Below are 21,312 nucleotides of genomic sequence, written 5' to 3'. Positions count from 1 at the left end.
GCGCGCCATCAACGCGTCTTCAATGCTTTCAACAGCGCCGCGTTGAACTGCTGCGGGTCCTGCACCTGTGGCGAATGGCCCAGGCCTTCGAATTCGACCAGCGTCGCACCGGGAATGGCCGCGGCGGCGGCCTTGCCCAGCACCGGGTAGTTGCCCAGCGTGGCCTTCAGTTCCGGCGTGGCGCGGTCGCGGCCGATCGCGGTGCGGTCCTTCTGGCCGATGAACAGCGTGGTGGGCACCTTCACGTGTTCCAGTTCGTGGACCACCGGCTGGTTGAACACCATGTCCGAGGTCAGTGCCTGGCTCCAGGCCACCGCCTGCCGGCCGGGGCCGTCGTACATCCCCGACTGCATGCGCGCCCAGTGCTCGTAGGCCGGGGCCCACTGGCCGTCGTAGTACACCTCCATCTGGTAGCGGCGGATGCTGTCATAGCCGGTCTTCAGCTCGCCGGCGTACCAGTCGTCGACGCTGCGCCACGGCACGCCCAGCGCTTTCCAGTCCTCCAGCCCGATCGGGTTGACCAGCGACAGGCTGCGCAGATCCTGCGGGTACATCAGGGCATAGCGGATGGCCAGCATGCCGCCCATCGAATGCCCGACCAGGTGCACGCGCGTATCGCCCAGCTGCAGGTGCTGCAGCAGTGCGTGGGTATTGGCCGCCAGCTGCCCGAACGAATACTGGTAGCGTTCGGGCTTGCTGGACTTGCAGAAGCCGATCTGGTCGGGAGCGATCACGCGGTAGCCGGCGGCCAGCAGCGGCGTGAGGGTTTCCTTCCAGGTGGCGGCGCAGAAGTTCTTGCCATGCAGCAGCACCACGACACCGATCGGTGTGCGCTTGGGGGCGATGTCCAGGTACGCCATCTGCAGCGGTTGACGTTGCGATTCCAGCGTGAAGATCCGTACCGGATAGCCGTAATCGAATCCTTCCAGCTGCGGGCCGTAGGTATCGGCGGCCAACGCGGGCAATGGCAGGCAGGCAAGCAGGGCGGCGGCCAGCAGGCGCATGGAATACTCCGGGCAGGGGCAGGGGATGAGCCTACCCGGAATGCGATGGCGATGGCGCGTGCGGGCGCGCGCGGCCGGCCATCAGCACTCGATGACGTTCACCGCCAGGCCGCCGCGGCTGGTTTCCTTGTACTTGTCCTGCATGTCGCGGCCGGTATCGCGCATGGTCTTGATGACCTTGTCCAGCGACACCTTGTGCTTGCCGTCACCGCGCATCGCCATGCGCGAGGCGTTGATCGCCTTCACTGCGCCCATCGCGTTGCGCTCGATGCACGGAATCTGCACCAGGCCACCGATCGGGTCGCAGGTCAGGCCGAGGTTGTGTTCCATGCCGATCTCGGCGGCATTCTCGATCTGGCTCGGGTTGCCGCCCAGTGCGGCGACCAGGCCGCCGGCGGCCATCGAGCAGGCCACGCCCACTTCGCCCTGGCAGCCCACTTCGGCACCGGAGATCGAGGCGTTTTCCTTGTACAGGATGCCGATGGCGGCCGAGGTCAGCAGGAAGTCGAACACGCGCTGTTCGTTCGCGCCCGGGCAGAACCGGTCGAAGTAGTGCAGCACGGCCGGCAGCACGCCGGCTGCGCCGTTGGTCGGTGCGGTCACCACGCGGCCACCGGCGGCGTTTTCCTCGTTCACCGCCAGGGCGTACAGGTTCACCCAGTCCAGCGTGGTCAGCGGGTCGCGCATCGCCGCTTCCGGCTTGGAGGACAGCTCGCGGTACAGTGCCGGGGCGCGGCGGCCGACCTTCAGTCCGCCCGGCAGCACGCCTTCCTCGCGGATGCCGCGGGCCACGCAGGACTGCATCGCGCTCCAGATCTCGCGCAGCTGCGCGCGGATCTCATCTTCGCTGCGCCAGCACTTCTCGTTCTCGAACATCAGCTGGGCGATGCTCAGCCCGCTGCGCGCGGTCTGCGCCAGCAGTTCATCGCCGCTCTTGAACGGGTAGGGCAGCGGGGTTTCGTCGGGCACGATGCGGTCATCGGCCGCGTCGTCCTGGTTGACCACGAAGCCGCCGCCGACGGAGTAGTAGTCGCGCGTGGCGATCACTTCATCGTTGGCATCGTAGGCGGTGAAGCGCATGCCGTTGGTGTGGTACGGCAGCTTCTGGCGCTTGTTCATGCCCAGGTCGCGCTTCTCGTCGAAGGCGATCTCATGGGTGCCCATCAGCCGGATGCGCTTGCTGCTGCGGATGCGCTCGAGCGTGTCGGGAATGATGTCCGGGTCGATCAGGTTCGGGCGCTGGCCTTCCAGGCCCAGCAGCACGGCCTTGTCGGTGCCATGGCCACGGCCGGTCAGCGCCAGCGAGCCATAGACATCGGCGCGGATGCGCACCACGTCCTGCAGGCGGCCCGGGTCGAGCAGCCAGCGGTGGATGAAGCGCTCGGCGGCCTTCATCGGCCCGACGGTGTGCGAGGAACTCGGACCAATGCCGATCTTGAAAACGTCGAACGTGCTGACAGCCATGGATGCCAAACTGCGGGTACCGGACAAGCCGCTATTCTAGCGGGTGTGCCGGCCCAGCGATGGCTGCGGCGCAGCATTTCCTGCACGAGGAGCGGACCGGATGCTGACCCTGTTCCAGCGAGACGACTGCCATCTGTGTGACCTGGCCCTGGCCGAACTGGCCCGGGCGCGGGTGCCGGAGTTCCAGTCGGTGTTCATCGACGACCAGCCGGCACTGGAGCCGGCCTATGGCAGCCGGGTGCCGGTGCTGCGCGAGGAGGCCAGCGGCCGGGAACTGGCCTGGCCGTTCGATGCGGCCACGCTGCAGGCCTGGCTGGCGGCGGGCTGAATCCGCCGGGCATGGCCCGGCGGCGGTCAGGGCGTCGGCCGCGCCTTACTTGGCGTTGAACTTGACGATGGTGCTGATCGCGGTTTCGTCGGGAATGATCTTGGTATCGGCCCAGTCGCCGCCACCCACGCCGAAGTCCAGGCGCTTGACCGTGGCCTTGCCGGTCAGGACCGGCTGGGTGCCCGGCTTCCAGGTGAAGGTCAGGGTGACGGGCTTGCTGATGCCGCGCAGTTCCAGCGTGCCGTCGGCGGTGTACTGGTCGTTGCCGACGGCACGGAAGCCGGTGGCGGTATAGCGGGCGGTGGCGAACTTGCCGACGTTGAAGAAGTCTGCCCCCTGCAGGGTGGAGTCGCGGTCGCTGTTGCCGCTCTTCGCGCCGGCCAGCGGAATGCTCACCTCCAGCTTGCCGGCGGCCGGATTGGCCGGATCGAAGCTGAGCTGGGTGGCAAAGCCGGGGAAGCTGCCGGTGAAGGTTTCGCCGTCGTACTTGCTGGCGAACACCAGGATCGAGCCGGCGCCCGGTGCCTGCACGTAGTCAGCGGCCAGTACCGGCGAAGCGGCAAGCATGCCGGCCAGGGCGGCAGCGACGGCTGCGGGGGTGGTCAGTTTCAGGGTCATCGGTCAGTCCTTCTGTGGGGAGGAGGCAAGCCAGCCGCGGGGAAGCATGCGGGCCAGGGTGGCATCGCGCTGGAACAGGTGGTGGTACAACGCGGCGCCGGCATGGGCCAGCACCACGGCGATCAGCAGCCAGAAACCATACTCATGGATGGCATGGGAGATCGCCACGGCCTGCGGGTCCGGCCCGCTCAGCTTGGGGACGTCGACCAGGCCGAACCAGCGGAACGGGCGCAGGCCGCTGGCCGAATCGTAGAGCCAGCCCGACAGCGGAATGGCGAACATCAGCACGTACAGCAGCCAGTGGGTGGCGCTGGCGATGCGTTCCTGCCAGGTCGGCGTGCCTGGCACCGGCGCCGGGGCACCGGCATACAGGCGCCAGCCCAGCCGCAGCACCACCAGCGCCAGCACGGTCAGGCCGATCGATTTGTGCGCGGTGTAGACCCAGAAATACTTCGGCGTCTTCGGCAGTTCACCCATGGTCAGGCCGACGATGCCCAAGGCGAGGATCAACAGGGCGATCAGCCAGTGCAGGCTCTGGCTGACACTGCCCCAGCGGGTGGGCGTGTTCTTGGCGGTCATGCGGGATCCTTGGTGGCCGTCGGCGTATCGGAGTGGGCGTCAGCGTCCGGAGTTCCCGGCGTGGCGCTGCGGTCGAGGGTGGCTTCAGCCTCGATGCGGATCTGTACGGCATCGCCGATGACACTGGGCCAGCTGGTCATGCCGAACGCACTGCGGCTCAGTGTGGTGGTGGCGGAAAAACCGGCGGTGCGGCGGAAGGGGGGCAGCGGGTGGCGCTTGAGGGCATTGAGCGTGACATCCAGCACGACCTCCCGGCTGACACCGCGCAGGGTCAGCTGGCCGGTGACCTTCGCATGCCGCGCGTCGATCGGCTCGACGTGGGTGGAGACGAAGCGCGCGCTGGGGAAGCGGGTGCCATCGAGCAGGCCGCGCGCCAGCGTGGCCTTGTTCCATTCGGCATCCCCCAGGTCCAGCCGGGCGATGGGAACCTCCACGACCAGGTGGGCGGCCGCCCAGTCTTCCAGGTCGAAGGCCAGCGTTCCCTGGCTGCCCGACACGGTGCCCAGTGCCTGCGAGAAGCCCGCGTGCTCGATGGCGAACATCACCCGGGTGTGCACCGGGTCGAGCCGATAGGTCTCATTGGCGGCCTGCGCCAGGGGCGCAGCCAGCAGCAGCAACAACAGGGACACGTGTGGGCGCAGGGGCACGGGGCAGGCTCTGGAAGGGGCAACGCGCCGATCATACGCACAGGCGTGTGGCGCCGATGCGTGCACGGCTGCAACAGTTCGTGGTGCGTACGAGGCTGGAAACAGGCGGTTGCACGGCCGGGAGCGGCCCGCGGGGCGGCGGCCGCGGGCGGGCTGTGTGACAATCGGCGGCAGGAAAAGGGGATCAGGATGAGCGGCGGCAGGTACCCGGGATGGGCACGCACGGTGATGCTGGGCTGGGCCTTGTGGGCGGCAGCCAGCACGGCTGTGGCCGCCGACAGCGGGGGAGAAACGCCACGGCTGCGCCGGTTCGGCGCCGCCGAGGGGCTTCCTTCACGCATGGTGGTGGCCCTGGCCGAGGACCGCCAGGGGCATGTATGGGCCGCCACCGATGGCGGCCTGGCCCGGTACGACGGCGCCGAACTGCGTGTCTGGCAACACAACCCCGACGACGCCGGATCGCTGCCGGGCAACGAGATCGAAACGCTGCTGGTGGACCCGCAGGACCGGGTCTGGATGGGCGTCAACGGCAAGGGGCTGGCGCGGCTGGGCGCCGACCGCGAGCACGTGGAGGTCTTCAACAGTGTCAATGAGCGCTGCCACGGCCAGTTCTGGACGCTGGCCTACGCCGAGCGGTCGCTGTGGATCGGCACCAATGCCCATGGCGTCTGCCGCCTGCACGAGGATGGCCGGCTGGAGGTCTTCCAGCACGCCGGTACCGGCGGTGGCCTGCCCAGCGATACCGTCTACAGCAGCCTGGTCGATGACCGTGGCCGCTTGTGGGTCGGCACCGAATCGGGCGTGGCCCGCTGGAACGGCAGCACCTTTGTCGCCGTGGCACCCCGGCAGCTGGGCGCCGTGGCCGTGCTGCGCCTCAGCCGTGATGGCCGTGGCGGCATCTGGGCAGGCAGCCAGACCGAGGGCCTGTTCCACATCGATGCACAGGATGGCGTGCAGCGGCCGGCCTGGGCCGGCAGCGACCAGCTGCGTTCGGCACTGGTCCAGCGCGACCGTGGTGGCCGGGTCTGGGTAGGCAGCTCCGATGGCCTGCTGCGGGGCGACGATGCGACCCTGCGGCGCCTGGAAGGGGACCGGGGCAGTGGCTTCCTGACCGGGCACAGTGGCGTACTGGACCTGCTGCAGGACCATGAAGGCGGCCTGTGGGTGGCGCTGCTGACCCAGGGGCTGGCGTACCTGCCGCCGGACTGGCAGCGCTTCTCCACCTGGTTCCAGCTCGATGGCAAGCCACTGGACAGCCAGTACCTGCTCAGTGCGGCCAGCCAGGGCCGTGACTACTACGTCGGGGCCGCGCATGGCGTGTACCGGCTCGATGGCCAGGGTGTCCTGCACCTGCTGGCCAGCGACAAGGAGCTGGGCAGCGGTGCGGTGTGGTCGGTGCTGCCGCGTGCCGATGGCCGGTTGTGGCTGGGCCGTGCCGGTCGCCTGAGCCTGTACGATCCGGCGCGGCGGCAGCTGCGCGAGTGGGCGCTGGAGGGCGGTGCCGACCTGCGCCAGCGCATCGACCTGATGCGGCAGGCACCGGATGGCACGCTGTGGCTGTCGGTGATGAACCTGGGGCTGCAGCAGCGCGATGGCGAGGGCCGCGTGCTGCGCACCATCGCGCTGGAGAGCCTGCGTGGCAGCACCGATGCGCCGATCGAGCAGATCCGCTTCGATGCGCGTGGCAAGGCCTGGGTGGTTGGCGACATGGGGGTCCGGCGCGAGCAGGCCGACCGTTTCGAGGCGGTGGCCGGCGTCTCGCGCGGCAGCATCTATGACCTGGTATGGGCATCGCCCACTGTGCTGTGGCTGGCGCGCCAGGGGGCATTCGAACGTTACGACTGGGATGGCCTGGGCCTGCAGCTGCGCGAGCGCATCGATGCACGGCAGGGGGTGCCGCCGGTCAGCATGGGGGGGCTGGCGCTGGCCAGCGATGGCAAGCTGTGGGCGACCACGCCCCGTGGCCTGCTGCGCTGGGACCCGGCCACGCGCAGCCTGCGCCAGTTCAACGAACGTGATGGCCTGCCCGATGCGGAGTTCACCGGCCGGCCACCGGCGATCGGCAGTGATGGGCGCGTGCTGGCCGTCACCCAGACCGGACTGGTCGGCTTCGATCCGGAAGCGCCGGATGTCGCGCTGCCGGCATCATCGCTGGTGATCGGCCAGCTGCGCGTGCGGCGCGACGATGGCCTGGGCTGGCAGGAGCTGCCGGTGCAGGGGCCGGTCACGCTGGGGCCGGACGACCGCGACCTGCAGGTGCGCGCGCGCCTGCTGTCCTTCGCCAACCCGCAGGGCAACCGCTACCGGTTCCGCGTATCCGGCTATGACCAGAACTGGGTCGAGCAGGATGCCGATGGCGAACGCACCCTGTCGCGGCTGCCCCCGGGCGATTACCGGATCGAGGTGCAGGCCAGTGCGGGCCACGGGCCGTGGACCCCATCGAAGGTGCTGCAGATCACCGTGCAGCCACCGTGGTGGCGCAGCAACACGGCGGTCGTTGCCTATGTCATCGGCGGCATCCTGCTGCTGGCGGCGCTGGCCTGGATCGCGCGCGTGCGCCTGCGCCGCCGCCAACGCTGGCAGCTCACCCTGCACAAGCAGCAGCTGGCCGAGCAGGCATCGCAGGCCAAGAGCCGTTTCCTGGCCACGCTGGGGCATGAAGTGCGTACGCCGATGACCGGTGTGATGGGCATGAGCGAACTGCTGCTGGCCACGCCACTGGACGAGCAGCAGCGCGGCTACGCGGTGTCCATCCAGAAGGCCGGCAACCATCTGCTGCGGCTGGTGAACGACGCACTGGACCTGGCCCGCATCGAAGCAGGGCGGCTGGAACTGGACATCCGCCCGTTCGATCTGGCGACCCTGCTGGACCAGGTGCAGGCGCTGATGGAGCCGATGGCGCGGCGGCGGCAGCTGGTGTTCGAGCGCGGCCCGGCACTGCCCGGGGCCACCACGGTCAGTGGGGATGAAACACGCATCCGGCAGATCCTGCTGAACCTGCTGGGCAATGCCATCAAGTTCACCGAGCGCGGCAGTGTCGGCCTGGGCGTGCAGCTGCGCGAGGATGGCGATGGCCTGGTGTTCACCGTCAGCGATACCGGCCCGGGCATCAACGAAGACCAGCAGCAGCGCCTGTTCCACCGCTTCGAGCAGGCCGACGGGCCGCGCACGGCCTCGCGCTATGGCGGCAGCGGCCTGGGCCTGGCGATCTGCCAGGAACTGGCGGTCGCCATGGGCGGGCACATCGCGGTGGACAGCCGGCCCGGCCATGGCGCGCGCTTCAGTGTCGAACTGCCGTTGCCGTGGACCCGCCACGAGGCGCCCGCGCGCGGTGACGGCGCTGCCGGCGGGGACGTGGCGCTGCCGGTGCTGCCACCGCTGCGCATCCTGCTGGTGGAGGATGATGCGACGGTCGGCGAGGTCATCGCCGGGCTGCTGCGTACCCGGGGGCACACCGTGGTGCACGTGCTGCATGGGCTGGCGGCGCTGGCCGAGATCGCCACGGGCGGCTTCGATGTCGGCCTGCTGGACCTGGACCTGCCGGCGCTGGATGGCACCGCCATTGCCCGCCAGCTGCGGGCAATGGGGTACGAGCTGCCGCTGGTGGCGGTGACCGCGCGTTCGGATGCCTACGCCGAAACCCAGGTGCTTGCCGCCGGTTTCGATGGCTTCCTGCGCAAGCCGGTGACCGGCGATCTGCTGGTGGTGGCCATCGCCCACGCCCGTACGCAGCGCCAGGCGGGGGGCTGAGGCCGGTGGCAGCGTACGGCCGGTGGGGGCGTTCGGTTTACCATCGGCGGGCCGTGCGCGTGGTGCGCCGGCGTGGCCAGGCGGTCGGGAGAGCGTGCGTGGTGGCATGGGGACGGTGGGTATTGCTGTTGCTGGCCCTGTGCTGGCTGCCGTCGTTGCTGGCGCAGCCGGTGCCGCCCACGCCGCGGCAGGTGACCGTGTTCGACGGGTTGCCTTCCAATACGGTCAACCGCATGGCCGAGGACCGCTATGGCTACCTGTGGATCGCCACCAATGACGGCCTGGCCCGTTATGACGGCCGCAACTACCGTGTCTGGCGTGCCGAGGATGGCCTGCGCGACAACCGCATCTGGAGCGTGTTCGTCGATGCCCGCAACCGGTTGTGGATCGGCACGGAAAACGCCGGGCTGGTGCGCATGTCGGCCGACCGGCGCCAGTTGCAGTTCTTCGATCGCGCCAGCCAGCCGCTGCTGGCCAGCAACACGATCTGGAGCATCGCCGGTACGCCCGATGGGGCGATCTGGTTCGGGACCCACGAAGGGGGCCTGTACCGGCTTGATGCCAATGACCGGTTGCAGCGCTTCCTGCCTGAAACCGGCAACCCGCGCAGCCTGCCGGCCTCATCGGTGGCCTATCTGGCGACGTTGCCCGACGGGACGTTGTGGGTAGGTACCAAGCACGGCCTGGCCCGCTGGACCGGCAGCGATTTCGAACGCGTGCCCGCCGCGCAGCTGCCCAGCCAGCTGATCAACGGCCTGACCGCCGATGCCGACGGCAGCCTGTGGGTGAGTACCTACCATGGGGCGTCGGTGCGCCGCCCGGACGGCCGTTTCGAGGCGTTGTCCTGGGCGCTGCCGCCGGGCGAACAGATCCTGGGCGTGATGCTGCGCGACGAGCAGGGCGGTTACTGGCTCGATACACGCAGTGGCCTGGGCCGCGTCACCCAGGGCCAGTACCGTACCGTGCCGTTGTACAGCGCCATCGCGCGCGGCCCGGTGCGGCCGAACTGGACCGGGGCCTATGAAGACCGCGAAGGCGGCATCTGGCTGGCCAGCACCAATGCCGGCCTCTGGCACCTGCTGCCGCGGTGGTGGCAGTTCGCGGTGTTCTCGCGCCTGGAGGACGACCCGGCGTCGCTGCGCAATGCCTTCGTGCTCGGCACCAGCCCCTCGCGGACCGGTGGGGTGTGGACCGTGGGCGGGCACGGGGCGCTGGACCGGCTCGACCCGGTCACCGGCCGTATCGAACAGCACCGCACATGGGTCAACGGCAACCATTGGCTGACGTCTGTCCGCGAAGACCGCAACGGGCGGGTCTGGATCGGCTCGATCGATGCGCTGCTGCGCTACGACCCGCGCACCGGGGAGCTGCTGCGCTGGGGCACCGGGGAGGCGCAGGACGCGGCGCTGGAGGGAACGGTCGAGGCGTTGATGATCTGCGACGGCGACACGCTGTGGGCGATGTCACCTGCCGGGCTGCAGCAGCGCACGCTGGACGGGCGCGTACTGCGCGAACTGGACAACGGTGAAGGCGGGCTGCAGCCGGGCCAGCTGAACCTGGATCTGGAATGTGGCCCGCAGGACCACCTGTGGCTGGCCAGCAGCCGGGGGCTGCTGCAGTGGCAGCCGGGCACGTCGCGGTTCCAGCCGGTCAACGGCGCGCCGGCCTCGGCCGTGCATGCCATGCATATCGGGCGCGCGGGCGAGGTCTGGCTGTCCGAGGATGGCCGCCTGTCGCGGTACCGCTGGACCCTGGGCCAGCTGCAGCGCGAAGCGGTGATCGGTGCCGAGGATGGCTATCCAGCCATTGCGGCCAATGGCCTGGTCGTGGACGCGCAGGGCGTGGCCTGGGCCAGCAGCGCGCGCGGCCTGCTGCGGGTCAGCCCGGATGGGCAGAGCGTGCGCCTGTATGGTGTGCACGATGGCCTGCCCAGCCAGGAGTTCCGCGAACATACGCTGATCGCCACCGCCAGCGGTCGGCTGGTGGCTGGTACGCCAAGTGGCGTGGTGGCGTTCGATCCGGGTGTGGTGCGCCCTTCCACCCGCCGCGCGCCGCTGGTGATCGAACGGGTGGAAGTGCGCCGTGGGGAGCAGGTCCTGGACCTGACCCATGATGCGCCGCTGGAGATCGCCGATGGCGATCGCGACCTGCGCATCGTTGCCCGGCTGCTGTCCTTCGCCGATTCGGCGTCCAACGTGTACCGCTACCGCCTGGCCGGCTATGACCCGGACTGGGTGGAAGTGGGCCCGGGCGGCGAGCGGCTGTTCTCGCGCCTGCCACCGGGCCAGTACCGCATGGAAGTGCAGGCGCGTTCGGCCGACCATGTCTGGTCACGCGTGCAGGCGCTGGAATTCCACGTGCGGCCGCCCTGGTGGCGCAGCCTGTCGGGCCTGCTGGTGCTGGTTTCGGTCGGGTTGCTGCTGACCAGCTGGTTCGCCTGGCTGTACCGGCGCCGCCTGCAGCGCAAGCACGCCTATCAGCTGGCGCTGCACAAGCAGGAGCTGGCCGAGCAGGCATCGGCGGCCAAGACCCGCTTCCTGGCCAACCTGGGTCATGAGATCCGCACCCCGATGACCGGCGTGATGGGCATGAGCGAACTGCTGCTGGCCTCGCCACTGGACGCGCAGCAGCGCGGCTACACCCAGTCCATCCGCCATGCCGGCGAGCATCTGCTGCACCTGGTCAATGATGCGCTGGACCTGGCGCGCATCGAATCCGGCCGGCTGGAGCTGCAGTCCGGCCCGTTCGCCCTGGCCGGGCTGCTGCAGGACCTTGCCGCGCTGATGGGGCCGCTGGCCGCGGCCAAGGGGCTGCGTTTCGTGCTGGATGACCAGCTGCCGCCCGGCCTGCAGGCCATCGGCGATGCCATGCGGGTCAGGCAGATCCTGCTCAACCTGCTGTCCAATGCCGTCAAGTTCACCAGCCGCGGCCGCATTACCCTGCATGCACGCGCGCTCGACGAGGCGTGTGGCCTGTACTTCCAGGTAAGCGATACCGGCCCGGGCATCAGCACGGAGCAGCAGCAGCGCCTGTTCCGCCGGTTCGAGCAGGCCGATGGTGCCCGTACCGCCGCGCAGTACGGGGGCAGTGGCCTGGGGCTGGCGATCTGCCGCGAACTGGCGCTGGCGATGCAGGGGCAGATCCAGGTGGAGAGCCAGATGGGCAGCGGTACCACCTTCACGGTGCGCCTGCCGCTGGCCCTGTCGCTGGAAGCGGTGGTGCCCAGCGTGGAAGGGGCCGCCGGCGAGCTGCCGCAGGCGCCGCCGTTGCCGCCGCTGCAGGTGCTGCTGGTGGAAGACGATGCCACCGTGGCCGACGTGGTCAGTGCGCTGCTCACTGCCCGTGGGCACCGGGTGGTGCATGCCGGGCATGCGCTGGCGGCGCTGCGCGAAGTGTCCAGCAGCCCCTTCGATGTGGCCCTGCTGGACCTGGACCTGCCGGGGCTGAGCGGTTTCGAGCTGGCCCAGCACCTGCGCAACCAGGGCTATGCGTTGCCGCTGCTGGCGGTGACCGCGCGGACCGATGCCGACCTGCAGCAGCAGGTGCAGGCGGTGGGTATCGACGGGTTCCTGCGCAAGCCGGTCACCGGCGAGCTGCTGGTGGCGGCCATCGCGCAGGTGCTGGCCGAACGCTAGCGCCTGCCGTTCATTCGGCGACTTCTTCCACGTCGCCCTTGCGCCCGGGCTTGGTATCGGGCAGCTGCCAGAAGATCAGCGTGGAGGTCAGCGTGATCGCACCCACGCAGATGAAGGTGGCATGCAGCGCGGACGTGGCCGCATGGCCTTCCAGATGGCTGCCGAACGCGGACAGCAGGCTGCCGGCGGCCGCTGCGCCAAAGCCGGTGGCCAGCATCATCACCATCGACAGCAGGCTGTTGCCGGGGCTGGCGAATTCACGGTCCAGGTCGCGCAGGGTCACGGTGTTCATGACGGTGAACTGCAGCGAGTTGACCGCACCGAACAGGCCCAGCTGCAGCAGGCGCAGGCCCAGCGACTGCCCCGGCGTCATCAGCGCGAAGCTGGCCATCGCCACGCCGACCAGCACGGTGTTGACCATCAGCACGCGGCGATAGCCGAAGCGCTCCACCAGCCGCACCGCCATCTGCTTGGACACCATGCCGGCGGCGGCCACCGGAATCATCATCAGGCCGGCGGTCATCGGGCTCATGCCCATGCCGACCTGCAGCAGCAGCGGGATCAGCAGCGGCATCGCGCCGCTGCCGATGCGCGAGAACAGGTTGCCCAGGATGCCGATGCGGTAGCTGGGCACGCGGAACAGCAGCAGCGAGAACAGCGGGGCGGTCGAGTTGGCCGCGTGCAGCCAGTAGCCGACCAGCGCGGCCAGGCCGGCCACCGTCATCAGCATCACCAGGGCATTGGGCGTACCGACGCCGGCGGTGCCATCCAGGGCCAGCGACAGCACCACCATGGCGAAGGCCAGCATCACGTAGCCGCGCAGGTCGAAGCGCGTGCGGTGGCTGGCATAGTGGTCCGGCATGATCTTCAGCGCGGCGACGTAGCCGGCCACGCCGATCGGCAGGTTGATCAGGAACACCCAGTGCCAGGACGCGATCTCCACCAGCCAGCCGCCCAGCGTCGGGCCGATCAGCGGGCCGATCAGTGCAGGAATGGCGATGAAGCTCATCGCGCGCAGGAAATCCTCGCGCGGCACCGAGCGCATCACCGCCAGCCGGCCCACCGGCAGCAGCATCGCCCCGCCCATGCCCTGCAGCACGCGCGCGGCCACCAGCTGGTACAGGTGCTGGGCCAGCGCGCAGGCCAGCGAGCCGGCGGTGAACAGGATGATCGCCACCAGGAAGGTGCGGCGGGTGCCGTAGCGGTCGGCGATCCAGCCGGAGGCCGGGATGAACGTCGCCACGGCCAGTGCGTAGCTGAACACCACCGACTGCATCTGCAGCGGGCTCTCGCCCAGGCTGCTGGCCATCGCCGGCAGGGCCGTGTTGACGATGGTCGAATCAAGCATCTGCATGAAGATCGCCAGCGACACCAGCCAGAGCAGGGGGCGGATGGACGTGGCGCTGGACGTCATTGCAGGGGGCCGGCAGGTGGGGGAGTGCATGATCGCGCAGTGGCGGTCACGGCGCGATCAACAGGCGCCGTACCGCCACGACGGGCAAGGCGCTCAGCGCTGGCTGAGGCGGTGCACCGCATCCACCAGCACCTGCACGTGTGCCGGGTCCATGTCCGGCGACATGCCGTGGCCGAGGTTGAACACATGCCCTTCGCGCGAACCGCCATTGCCCGCCGCGTAGGTGTCCAGCACCTTGCCGGCGGCGGCGGTGATGGCATCCGGCGAGGCATACAGCGTGGTCGGGTCCAGGTTGCCCTGCAGGGCAACGCGGCCACCGGTGCGGCGCAGCGCTTCGTCCAGGTCCAGCGTCCAGTCCAGGCCCAGCGCATCGGCCCCGGTGTGCGACAGGGCTTCCAGGTGCAGGCCGGTGCCCTTGCCGAACAGGATCAGCGGCGTGCGCCCGCTGCCCTGGCCGCGTTCCAGGCCTTCGGCGATGCGCTGCAGGTAGCGCAGCGAGAATTCGCGGTACATCGACGGCGACAGTACGCCGCCCCAGGTATCGAACACCTGCAGGGCCTGCGCACCGGCCGCGCGCTGCGCCGCCAGGTAGGCGATGACCGCCTGGGTGGTCACCTCCAGCAGGCGGTGCAGGGCCTGCGGGTGGTTCAGGGCCATCGCCTTGATGCGCGAGAAATCCTTGCTGCCGCCGCCTTCGATCATGTAGCAGGCCAGCGTCCACGGGCTGCCGGAGAAGCCGATCAACGGGACCTGGCCATCCAGTTCGCGGCGGATCAGGCGCACCGCATCCATCACGTAGCCCAGGTCCTGCTCCATGTCCGGCACGTGCAGTTTGGCGATGGCGGCCTCGTCCCGCACCGGGTGGCGGAACTTGGGGCCTTCGCCTTCGACGAAGTACAGCTCCAGGCCCATGGCATCGGGAATGGTCAGGATGTCGGAGAACAGGATGGCCGCATCCAGCGGGAAGCGGCGCAGCGGCTGCAGGGTGATCTCGCAGGCGATCTCCGGATTCTTGGCCATGGCCAGGAAGGTGCCGGCCTTGGCCCGGGTGGCGCGGTATTCCGGCAGGTAGCGGCCGGCCTGGCGCATCAGCCAGACGGGCGTGCAGTCCACCGGTTCACGGCGCAGGGCGCGCAGCAGGCGATCGTTGCGGAGAGGGCTGGTCACGAAGGGGGGTCCTTGCGGGAAAGAGGGCAGCGGCATCAGTCGCCGTGCGGGAGGATCTGGAACCCGCGATGCAGTTCGGCATCGCGGGCCTTGTCGAAGGCATGGCGGGCGGCATCGGCCTGCAGGAACAGTTCGCGCCGCAGCTGCGAGCGGCCACCGACCCGGCCGGACTCGCGCAGCAGTTCCCAGCCGCCGAACAGGTCCGGCAGCAGGCTCAGGCGCAGGAAGCGCGGCGCCTGCGCGCCGTCTTCGGGATGTTGCAGGTAGACGTGCATGGGCCGATTGTAACGGGGCAGGGGTGAGCCCCGCCGCAACGGCTGCCGGCCGTGATGATCGCCCGTAGCGCCAGGCCCTGCCTGGCGAATGCGGGCTGTCAGGCGGCGCCCAGCACCTTCAGTACGGCCGCTTCGTCCACATCCGGCACCACTTCGGCCCGGCCCATGCCCCGCCACAGCACCAGGCGCAGGCGGCCGGCCACGTTCTTCTTGTCCAGGCGCATGCGGCCCAGCAGGGCCTGCGGGTCCAGCCCGGCGGGAATGGCCACCGGCAGCCCCAGCTGCTGCAGCAGCGCCTGCAGGCGCTGGCCATCTTCGGCCGGGGCCAGGCCCAGCTGGCTGGACAGGCGCGCGGCCAGCACCATGCCCACCGCCACGGCTTCGCCATGGTTCAGCGCATCGCGGCCCGGGGCCGAATAGCCCTGCTCGGTCTCGATGGCGTGGCCGAAGGTATGGCCCAGGTTGAGCAGGGCGCGTTCGCCCTTCTCGAAGGGATCGCGTTCGACGATGGCGGCCTTGTGCGTGCAGCTGCGCGCGATGGCTTCGGCCAGCACCGTATCCTGGCCGGCGGTCAGGGCATCGGCGTGCTGCTGCAGCCAGTCGAAGAAGGCGGCGTCACCCAGTGCACCGTACTTGACCACTTCGGCCAGGCCTGCGCGCAGTTCCCGCGTCGGCAGCGTGGCCAGCACGCGGGTGTCGGCGATGACCGCACGCGGCGGATGGAAGGCACCCACCAGGTTCTTGCCGGCCGGAATGTCCACGGCGGTCTTGCCGCCCACCGACGAATCGACCATCGCCAGCAGCGTGGTGGGCAGCTGTACGCAGTCCACGCCGCGCATCCAGCAGGCCGCAGCGAAGCCGGCCAGATCGCCGACCACACCACCGCCCAGAGCGAACACGCAGGCATCGCGGGTGGCGCCGAGGGCGGCCAGCGCGTCGATGGCGCGGCCGAACTCGGCCAGGGTCTTGGAGGCCTCGCCGGCCGGCAGCACGTGCTCGCCGACGATCAGGTCCGGGCGCGCGGCCAGCAGCGTGGCGCGCACCGCGGCGAGGTAGCGCGGGGCGACGTCGCTGTCGCTGACCAGCAGCACATGGCGGCCACGCACGTGCGCGGCCAGGGCGGCGCCATCGGCCAGTGCGCCGGCGCCGATGGTGATCGAATACGGGCGGTCGCCGCCGACGGCGACCTGCAGCGGGGTGGGGGAAGTCATGCGGTCAGGTCCTGTCGCTGCCAATGCGTGGCCAGCTTGACCACCAGCTGGGCGGTGGCATCGGCAGCAGTGAAAAGATCGGTGTCCAGGGTCAGGTCGGCCAGCTGCTGGTACAGCGGGTCGCGGTGCCGGGCCAGGTCATGCAGCACCTGCTCGCGGTCGGGACGCTGCAGCAGCGGCCGGCCCTTGTCGCGGGCCAGCCGTTCCAGCTGGGCCGGCACGCTGACGTGCAGGTGCACCACGAAGCCGCGTGCGGCGATCAGCGCCCGGTTGGCCGGGTCCAGCACGGCGCCGCCGCCGGTGGAGACCAGCTGGCCCTGGCCGGCCAGCAGGCGGGCCAGGGTGGTGCGTTCCTGCTCACGGAAGCCGGCTTCGCCGGCGTGCTCGAAGATGTCGGCGATGCTGGCCCCGGCAGCCTCCACGATGGCCTGGTCGACGTCGACGAAGTCCAGCGTGAAGCGCTCGGCCAGGCGGCGGCCGATGCAGGTTTTGCCGGCGCCCATCGGGCCGATCAGGATCAGGTTCGGAGCGGGATTCATCGTCACGGATGCTAACACCTCCGTGGCGTGGGCTTTACGACTTTCACGTCAGTGTGGGGCGGGCGCGGAAGGTCCCGCGCGTCGTCCGGAGCGCTCCCATGTCGATCGCAAAAGTCATTGAAATCACCGCCTCCTCGCCCACCAGCATCGAGGATGCCGTGCGCAGCGGCCTGAAGAAGGTTGCCGGGACGGTCAAGGGCATCCAGGGCGCCTGGGTGAACGACACCAAGGTCGTCACCAGCGCCAGCGGGGAAATCACCGAATGGCGGGTGAACCTGCGGGTCACCTTCGTGGTGGAGTAGGGCGGGGCAGGCGCCAGGGGCGGCGGTGTCAGCGCGCCGCCGTGATCTGGCGCTGCGCGTCCAGCGCGATCACCCGGTCGGCGACCGCCGGCAGGGTAGCCAGGGCCTGCCGGCTGACCCGTTCGAAGTACTGCACGAAGCGTTCCAGCTGCGGGCGGGACATGCCGCTGCGGTCGGGCTGGGCGGCCTGCATGGCCTGCTCCTGCTGCCAGCGCCAGCGCGGTACCACGGAAAAATCCGGTGGCTGCAGGAACCACAGGCGGTCGCAGCGCTGCCACAGCGCCGGGTAATCGCGGGCCAGGGCCTGGTTGCACCAGTGGCGCCAGCGGCCATCGCTGTCGCCCTCGCGTTCCAGGGCGTTGAGCGGCCGCTGCAGCGCGGCCTCGTCCTGCGCCGGGGTGCCGAGGAACCAGCCTTCGAACACCAGCAGGTCCAGCGGTTGCGACAACCGTGCCCACTGCGCTTCCGGCAGGCGCTCATCGGCCAGCTTGTCAAAGCGCGGCATCGACAGCGGTTGCCGCGCGGCAACCGCATCGAGCAGGGCATGGGCCAGCGGCAGGTCGTGGGTGCCCGGTGGCCCGCGGGTGATCAGCAGCGGGTGGATCTGGCGGGCCAGGCGCTGGCGTTGGCTGCGGGTCAGGTACACATCGTCGATGGACAGCGTGGCCGCGTTCAGCCCGCGCGCCCGTGCCCGCGCCACCACCTGCGCGGCCAGCGTCGATTTGCCGCTGCCCTGCAGCCCGCTGATGGCCAATACTGGTACCGCTGCGCCACTGCCCAGGGCATCGTCCAGTGCCTGCTCGACCAGCGTGTCAGGGAATCCTTTCGCCTTGGGCATGTACGCAGTGGCAACCATGCCGCCACAATAGCCCAAACCGCGTGAGAGCACCGCTGACATGAGTGACCTGTATACCGAAGCCCTGTCCACCTTCGCTGCCCTGTTCGACGAGGCGAAGCAGAGCCGGGAAGTGGAGCCCAACGCGATGACCGTGGCCACCGCCGATGCGCAGGGCCGCCCCTCGGCCCGCACCGTGTTGCTGAAGGCCTTCGATGAGCGTGGCTTCGTGTTCTACACCCATCTGGACAGCCACAAGGGCCGCGAACTGCAGGCCAACCCGCAGGCCGCGCTGCTGTTCCTGTGGCGCAGCCTGCGCGAGGCCGGCATCCAGGTGCGCATCGAAGGGCGCGTGGAAGCGGTGTCCGCCGCCGAGGCCGATGCCTACTTCGCCAGCCGCCCGCGCATGAGCCAGATCGGCGCCTGGGCGTCGCTGCAGTCGAAGACGCTGGCGACCCGCGAGGAATTCGACGCGCGCGTGGCCGAGATCGAGGCCCGCTTCGACGGCAAGGACGTGCCGCGCCCGGATGGCTGGAGCGGCCTGCGCGTGGTGCCTGACCGCATCGAGTTCTGGTACGGCGCGCAGTTCCGGCTGCACGAACGCTGGTGCTATGAAGCCGGCGCCGAAGGCCGCTGGAGCAAGCGGTTGCTGTATCCGTAAGGCGGCAGAAACCAAGCAGGCGGCGGTAGGTGCGCTGCCTCGGCAGCCAGGCCCCTGCTTGGCCGGATGGAGCAGGGGAGGCTGTCAGGAAGCGGTGCTGCGACCGATGAGGGAGGCCGCCGAAAACCAGTCGTCCATGCGGTCGGCAACCGGGTTGTAGCCGTCGACGAAATCACCGCTCACGGCGGCCATCCAGGCGTTGATGACCTCCACGGCGCTGCGCGCGGTGGCCGTGGCATGTTCCAGATCGAGCCGATGGGCGCTGTTGCGTGACTTGCCCTTGCGCAGGTGCAGGCTGAGCTCATACGGGCATGCTGCAGCCGGTGCATGGTGCACATACAGCGATGCCTGTACGCGCTCACCGTGGCGCAACGCGAACTCTCCGTTGGCGTAGAACACCATGCCGCTGAAGTAAAGGTCGCGCAGCAGGAAGGCGACATCCGGGTCTGCCACCTCCTCGAGTACCGCAGGTGTCGCGTCCAACAGATTGTTCTTGGCAAAGCACCAGCCCCACGGCGCCAGGAAGTACGGCAAGGGATGCTGCTGCCGCAGCCGTCGGTCCTGCTCGATGAACGTGTCGATGTGAAATCTCCTGTGCCGGTGCAGGCCGGCGGGCGCATGGCACTATCTGGCCAAAGGCGTGTCCCAGGCAACCTGCGGTTGTGTGGAAGAAAGGACTGGCTGGTTCATCGCGATGAAGGCGTGTCGCATCCGGACCTGTCCGCTTCATGCGCGAGCAGGTGGCAGGCGGGCACACTGCGTTGAATACCCTTGATCTACGGAGTCGCCATGCCCTTCTGGCGTTGCCTGTTTGCCGTACCGTCACCGCGCCGAGGCGTGGAAGCGTGCCTGCTGCTGCTGGCCCGCATCGTGGCGGGCGTGATGTTCAGCGTGTCCGGCTGGAACAAGGTGTTCACCGCTGCCGGGCGCGAGCGGATGGTGCATACGCTGATCGATGCGGGCATTCCGTTGCCGGTGTTCAGCGCGCCGGTGCTCGGGGCGATCGAGTGGATTGCCGGCGGCCTGCTGGTGCTGGGGCTGCTCAGTCGACCGTCGGCGCTGCTGCTGGCTGCGATCTGTGCGGTGGCCGCACTGACCGATGGCATCGCGCGCATCCCGGCGGGATTGAGCGTGCCGGACTGGCTCAGCTGGTTCTTCTACCTCAGCGAAGTACCGCTGGGCGTGCTGCTGCTGTGGATTGCGGCGGTAGGCAGTGGACGCTTCGCCATCGAGGCGCGCTGGGCACGGTGAAACCGCTGCGGTAGATCCACGCCCTGCGTGGATGGGACCGCCTACAGCCCTGCCGCACGCAGCCATCGCCACAGGGTGGTGCGCGATACCCCCAGCGCCTGTGCCATGCCTTCGCGGTCGTTGCGGTGCTCCTGCAGCAGCTGCTGCAGCTGTGCGGGAGCGGGGCGCTTGCCGGTGCTGTCGGCGGCCGGTGCGGCACTGCCTTCGCCTGCCAGTTCCGGTGCCAGTTGCTGCAGGCGGGCCACATCGATGTGGCCGTCGGCCGGCTGCCAGTGGATGCGCAGGCGGTCGATCAGGTTGCGCAGTTCGCGCACGTTGCCGGGCCAGTCGGCGGCCTGCAGCAGCGCCATCGCCGTCTCGTCCAGCGGTGCTTCCACGCCGCGCAGCTGGCGGAAGAAGTGGCGGGCCAGCAGCGGAATGTCGGCACGTCGCGCACGCAGTGCGGGCAGCGCGATGCGCAGTGCGGCCAGGCGGTAGTAGAGGTCGCGGCGGAAGCTGCCAGCCTGCACGCGCTGTTCCAGCGACTGCAGCGTGGCGGCCACCACGCGCAGGTCGATGCTGGTCGGTTCGGTGGCGCCCACGCGCAGCACTTCGCGTTCTTCCAGTACGCGCAGCAGGCGGGTCTGCAGCGGCAGCGGCAGCTCGCCGATCTCATCCAGGAACAGGGTGCCGCCATCGGCCGCCTCGATCAGGCCGATGCGCCCGCCGCGCCGCGCGCCGGTGAAGGCACCATCGCTGTAGCCGAACAGCTCCGCCTCCAGCAGCGATTCGCTGATCGCCCCGCAGTTCAGTGCGACGAAGCGCCCGCGCCGACCACTGGCGGCATGCAGCTGGCGCGCGACCAGTTCCTTGCCGGTACCGGTTTCGCCGGTGACCAGCACCGTGCTTTCGTGCGGTGCGTACAGGGCGATCAGGTCGCGCACCTGGCCCATGGCGGCGCTGTCGCCCAGCAGGTCGTGGCTGTCGCCGTGCAGGCGGCGGGGGCGGCGCGTGGCATTGCCGGTGCGGCCGGAGCGGGCCAGGGTCTGGGTCAGTTCCAGTGCGTGCTCGAAGGCCTGCCGCACCGAATCGGCCGAGTACAGCAACACGCCGGGCAGGCCGACCTGTTCGGCGTGGTCGATCGCCATGCCGGTGCCGACGATCACCTCGATGCCGTTGGCGCGCAGGTCGGCGATGCAGTCGCGCGCATCTTCGCGGGTGACGAACCGGCGGTGCTCGATGTCCAGCCCGAAGCTCTGCTGGAAGGTGCTGAACACCGGCACGTCGGTGGCGTGGGTGACCAGGCCGATGCGCGGGGCGATGCGGCGCGCCCGCGCCAGCGCTTCCATCAGGTCGAAGCCGTTGGCCTGGATCGGCACCAGCGGTACCTCCAGGCGGCTGCGCAGGTAGGCCGCGTTGGAGCCGCCGGCGATGACAACGTCGCAGTGCTCGCGGCGCAGCCGCTTGCCGATCACCTCCACCGCTTCTTCAAAGCCGAGGTTGATCTGCTCGATGCGCGCGCGGCGGTCGAATTCGGGAATGACGTCGCCGAGCAGGCCGGTCAGCCGCGAAACACTGACCGTCCAGATGACCGGGCGGCCGGGATCGGCGTCGGTGTAGCGCAGCGGGGAGCGGGGCAGGTCCATCGGGTGG

General features: G+C 69.6%; 19 protein-coding genes. 6 read left to right on the top strand and 13 right to left on the bottom strand.

The annotated features are described in order from the left end of the window. Positions 1-8: 8 nt before the first annotated feature. Positions 9-1,004 (bottom strand): alpha/beta hydrolase, encoded by a 996-nt coding sequence (locus tag Q9R17_RS03330; protein ID WP_308157033.1) that lies wholly within the window; start codon positions 1,002-1,004, stop codon positions 9-11. 81 nt (positions 1,005-1,085) lie between these two features. Then, positions 1,086-2,468 carry an L-serine ammonia-lyase gene (locus Q9R17_RS03325; protein WP_308157032.1) on the bottom strand — a complete coding sequence of 461 codons (1,383 nt, stop codon included), beginning with the start codon at positions 2,466-2,468 and terminating at the stop codon, positions 1,086-1,088. 100 nt (positions 2,469-2,568) lie between these two features. On the opposite strand from Q9R17_RS03325, the gene Q9R17_RS03320 reads away from it, so the two are divergent. Then, on the top strand, positions 2,569-2,796 hold the full coding sequence (locus Q9R17_RS03320) for a glutaredoxin family protein (RefSeq protein ID WP_308157031.1): 228 nt from the start codon (positions 2,569-2,571) through the stop codon (positions 2,794-2,796). Between the two features lie 45 nt (positions 2,797-2,841). Here the strand turns inward: Q9R17_RS03320 and Q9R17_RS03315 are convergent, their stop codons facing one another. The 3 genes from Q9R17_RS03315 to Q9R17_RS03305 are packed head-to-tail and all read right to left on the bottom strand — an operon-like array spanning position 2,842 to position 4,634. After that, a complete protein-coding gene (locus Q9R17_RS03315) occupies positions 2,842-3,414 on the bottom strand; it encodes a YceI family protein (protein ID WP_308157030.1) in 573 nt (190 codons plus the stop codon). Positions 3,415-3,417: 3 nt separating this feature from the next. Further along, positions 3,418-3,993 (bottom strand): cytochrome b, encoded by a 576-nt coding sequence (locus Q9R17_RS03310; RefSeq protein ID WP_308157029.1) that lies wholly within the window; start codon positions 3,991-3,993, stop codon positions 3,418-3,420. Next, positions 3,990-4,634, bottom strand: coding sequence for a YceI family protein (locus tag Q9R17_RS03305; RefSeq protein ID WP_308158263.1), 645 nt, complete (start codon positions 4,632-4,634; stop codon positions 3,990-3,992). Before Q9R17_RS03305 ends, Q9R17_RS03310 begins: the two co-directional genes overlap by 4 nt. A 234-nt stretch (positions 4,635-4,868) precedes the next feature. Here Q9R17_RS03305 and Q9R17_RS03300 point away from each other — a divergent pair, with 234 nt between their 5' ends. Together Q9R17_RS03300 and Q9R17_RS03295 are read left to right on the top strand one after the other, a co-directional pair. After that, complete coding sequence (locus Q9R17_RS03300; protein ID WP_308158262.1) at positions 4,869-8,390, top strand: ATP-binding protein; 3,522 nt, start codon at positions 4,869-4,871, stop codon at positions 8,388-8,390. Positions 8,391-8,491: 101 nt separating this feature from the next. Continuing rightward, on the top strand, positions 8,492-12,025 hold the full coding sequence (locus Q9R17_RS03295) for a hybrid sensor histidine kinase/response regulator (RefSeq protein ID WP_308158261.1): 3,534 nt from the start codon (positions 8,492-8,494) through the stop codon (positions 12,023-12,025). 10 nt (positions 12,026-12,035) lie between these two features. On the opposite strand, the gene mdtD is transcribed toward Q9R17_RS03295, so the two are convergent. From mdtD to Q9R17_RS03270, 5 genes are all read right to left on the bottom strand, one after another. Beyond that, positions 12,036-13,469 (bottom strand): multidrug transporter subunit MdtD, encoded by a 1,434-nt coding sequence (mdtD, locus tag Q9R17_RS03290; protein ID WP_308157028.1) that lies wholly within the window; start codon positions 13,467-13,469, stop codon positions 12,036-12,038. Positions 13,470-13,532: 63 nt separating this feature from the next. Further along, entirely contained in the window at positions 13,533-14,642 is a 1,110-nt protein-coding gene (gene hemE, locus Q9R17_RS03285) for a uroporphyrinogen decarboxylase (protein ID WP_308157027.1), read from the bottom strand. Beyond that, complete coding sequence (locus tag Q9R17_RS03280) at positions 14,642-14,881, bottom strand: WGR domain-containing protein (RefSeq protein ID WP_308157026.1); 240 nt, start codon at positions 14,879-14,881, stop codon at positions 14,642-14,644. Before Q9R17_RS03280 ends, hemE begins: the two co-directional genes overlap by 1 nt. A 98-nt stretch (positions 14,882-14,979) precedes the next feature. Beyond that, positions 14,980-16,092 (bottom strand): 3-dehydroquinate synthase, encoded by a 1,113-nt coding sequence (aroB, locus tag Q9R17_RS03275; RefSeq protein ID WP_308157025.1) that lies wholly within the window; start codon positions 16,090-16,092, stop codon positions 14,980-14,982. Beyond that, on the bottom strand, positions 16,089-16,631 hold the full coding sequence (locus Q9R17_RS03270) for a shikimate kinase (RefSeq protein WP_308157024.1): 543 nt from the start codon (positions 16,629-16,631) through the stop codon (positions 16,089-16,091). Before Q9R17_RS03270 ends, aroB begins: the two co-directional genes overlap by 4 nt. A gap of 98 nt (positions 16,632-16,729) precedes the next feature. Between Q9R17_RS03270 and Q9R17_RS03265 the strand changes: the two genes are divergently transcribed. Then, positions 16,730-16,933 carry a dodecin family protein gene (locus Q9R17_RS03265; protein WP_308157023.1) on the top strand — a complete coding sequence of 68 codons (204 nt, stop codon included), beginning with the start codon at positions 16,730-16,732 and terminating at the stop codon, positions 16,931-16,933. A 28-nt stretch (positions 16,934-16,961) separates the two neighbouring features. Here Q9R17_RS03265 and Q9R17_RS03260 read toward each other — a convergent pair whose 3' ends face one another. Next, positions 16,962-17,789, bottom strand: a complete 828-nt coding sequence (locus Q9R17_RS03260) for a kinase (RefSeq protein WP_308157022.1) — start codon at positions 17,787-17,789, stop codon at positions 16,962-16,964. A 40-nt stretch (positions 17,790-17,829) separates the two neighbouring features. Between Q9R17_RS03260 and pdxH the strand changes: the two genes are divergently transcribed. After that, entirely contained in the window at positions 17,830-18,429 is a 600-nt protein-coding gene (gene pdxH, locus Q9R17_RS03255) for a pyridoxamine 5'-phosphate oxidase (RefSeq protein ID WP_308157021.1), read from the top strand. Positions 18,430-18,513: 84 nt separating this feature from the next. Here pdxH and Q9R17_RS03250 read toward each other — a convergent pair whose 3' ends face one another. Further along, complete coding sequence (locus tag Q9R17_RS03250) at positions 18,514-18,963, bottom strand: hypothetical protein (RefSeq protein WP_308157020.1); 450 nt, start codon at positions 18,961-18,963, stop codon at positions 18,514-18,516. A 255-nt stretch (positions 18,964-19,218) separates the two neighbouring features. Between Q9R17_RS03250 and Q9R17_RS03245 the strand changes: the two genes are divergently transcribed. Beyond that, positions 19,219-19,680: a DoxX family protein gene (locus Q9R17_RS03245; RefSeq protein WP_308157019.1), complete on the top strand. Its 462-nt coding sequence runs from the start codon at positions 19,219-19,221 to the stop codon at positions 19,678-19,680. Positions 19,681-19,721: 41 nt separating this feature from the next. On the opposite strand, the gene prpR is transcribed toward Q9R17_RS03245, so the two are convergent. Further along, positions 19,722-21,305, bottom strand: coding sequence for a propionate catabolism operon regulatory protein PrpR (gene prpR / locus Q9R17_RS03240; RefSeq protein WP_308157018.1), 1,584 nt, complete (start codon positions 21,303-21,305; stop codon positions 19,722-19,724). Positions 21,306-21,312 lie beyond the last annotated feature (7 nt).

Source organism: Stenotrophomonas sp. 24(2023) (assembly GCF_030913365.1).
Classification (GTDB): Bacteria; Pseudomonadota; Gammaproteobacteria; order Xanthomonadales; family Xanthomonadaceae; genus Stenotrophomonas.
Note: the sequence above shows the minus strand (reverse complement) of the source record. Positions and strands in the feature narration are given on the sequence as shown.

Bases quoted from the DNA above. Each gene is read 5' to 3' on its own strand.
- pdxH (WP_308157021.1), top strand. From the start codon at position 17,830: ATGAGTGACCTGTATACCGAAGCCCTGTCCACCTTCGCTGCCCTGTTC.
- Q9R17_RS03300 (WP_308158262.1), top strand. From the start codon at position 4,869: ATGCTGGGCTGGGCCTTGTGGGCGGCAGCCAGCACGGCTGTGGCCGCC.
- prpR (WP_308157018.1), bottom strand. From the start codon at position 21,305: ATGGACCTGCCCCGCTCCCCGCTGCGCTACACCGACGCCGATCCCGGC.
- Q9R17_RS03330 (WP_308157033.1), bottom strand. From the start codon at position 1,004: ATGCGCCTGCTGGCCGCCGCCCTGCTTGCCTGCCTGCCATTGCCCGCG.
- Q9R17_RS03260 (WP_308157022.1), bottom strand. From the start codon at position 17,789: ATGGTTGCCACTGCGTACATGCCCAAGGCGAAAGGATTCCCTGACACG.
- aroB (WP_308157025.1), bottom strand. From the start codon at position 16,092: ATGACTTCCCCCACCCCGCTGCAGGTCGCCGTCGGCGGCGACCGCCCG.
- Q9R17_RS03280 (WP_308157026.1), bottom strand. From the start codon at position 14,881: ATGCACGTCTACCTGCAACATCCCGAAGACGGCGCGCAGGCGCCGCGC.
- Q9R17_RS03315 (WP_308157030.1), bottom strand. From the start codon at position 3,414: ATGACCCTGAAACTGACCACCCCCGCAGCCGTCGCTGCCGCCCTGGCC.
- Q9R17_RS03265 (WP_308157023.1), top strand. From the start codon at position 16,730: ATGTCGATCGCAAAAGTCATTGAAATCACCGCCTCCTCGCCCACCAGC.
- Q9R17_RS03320 (WP_308157031.1), top strand. From the start codon at position 2,569: ATGCTGACCCTGTTCCAGCGAGACGACTGCCATCTGTGTGACCTGGCC.
- Q9R17_RS03270 (WP_308157024.1), bottom strand. From the start codon at position 16,631: ATGAATCCCGCTCCGAACCTGATCCTGATCGGCCCGATGGGCGCCGGC.
- Q9R17_RS03325 (WP_308157032.1), bottom strand. From the start codon at position 2,468: ATGGCTGTCAGCACGTTCGACGTTTTCAAGATCGGCATTGGTCCGAGT.
- Q9R17_RS03310 (WP_308157029.1), bottom strand. From the start codon at position 3,993: ATGACCGCCAAGAACACGCCCACCCGCTGGGGCAGTGTCAGCCAGAGC.
- mdtD (WP_308157028.1), bottom strand. From the start codon at position 13,469: ATGCACTCCCCCACCTGCCGGCCCCCTGCAATGACGTCCAGCGCCACG.
- hemE (WP_308157027.1), bottom strand. From the start codon at position 14,642: ATGCCGCTGCCCTCTTTCCCGCAAGGACCCCCCTTCGTGACCAGCCCT.
- Q9R17_RS03245 (WP_308157019.1), top strand. From the start codon at position 19,219: ATGCCCTTCTGGCGTTGCCTGTTTGCCGTACCGTCACCGCGCCGAGGC.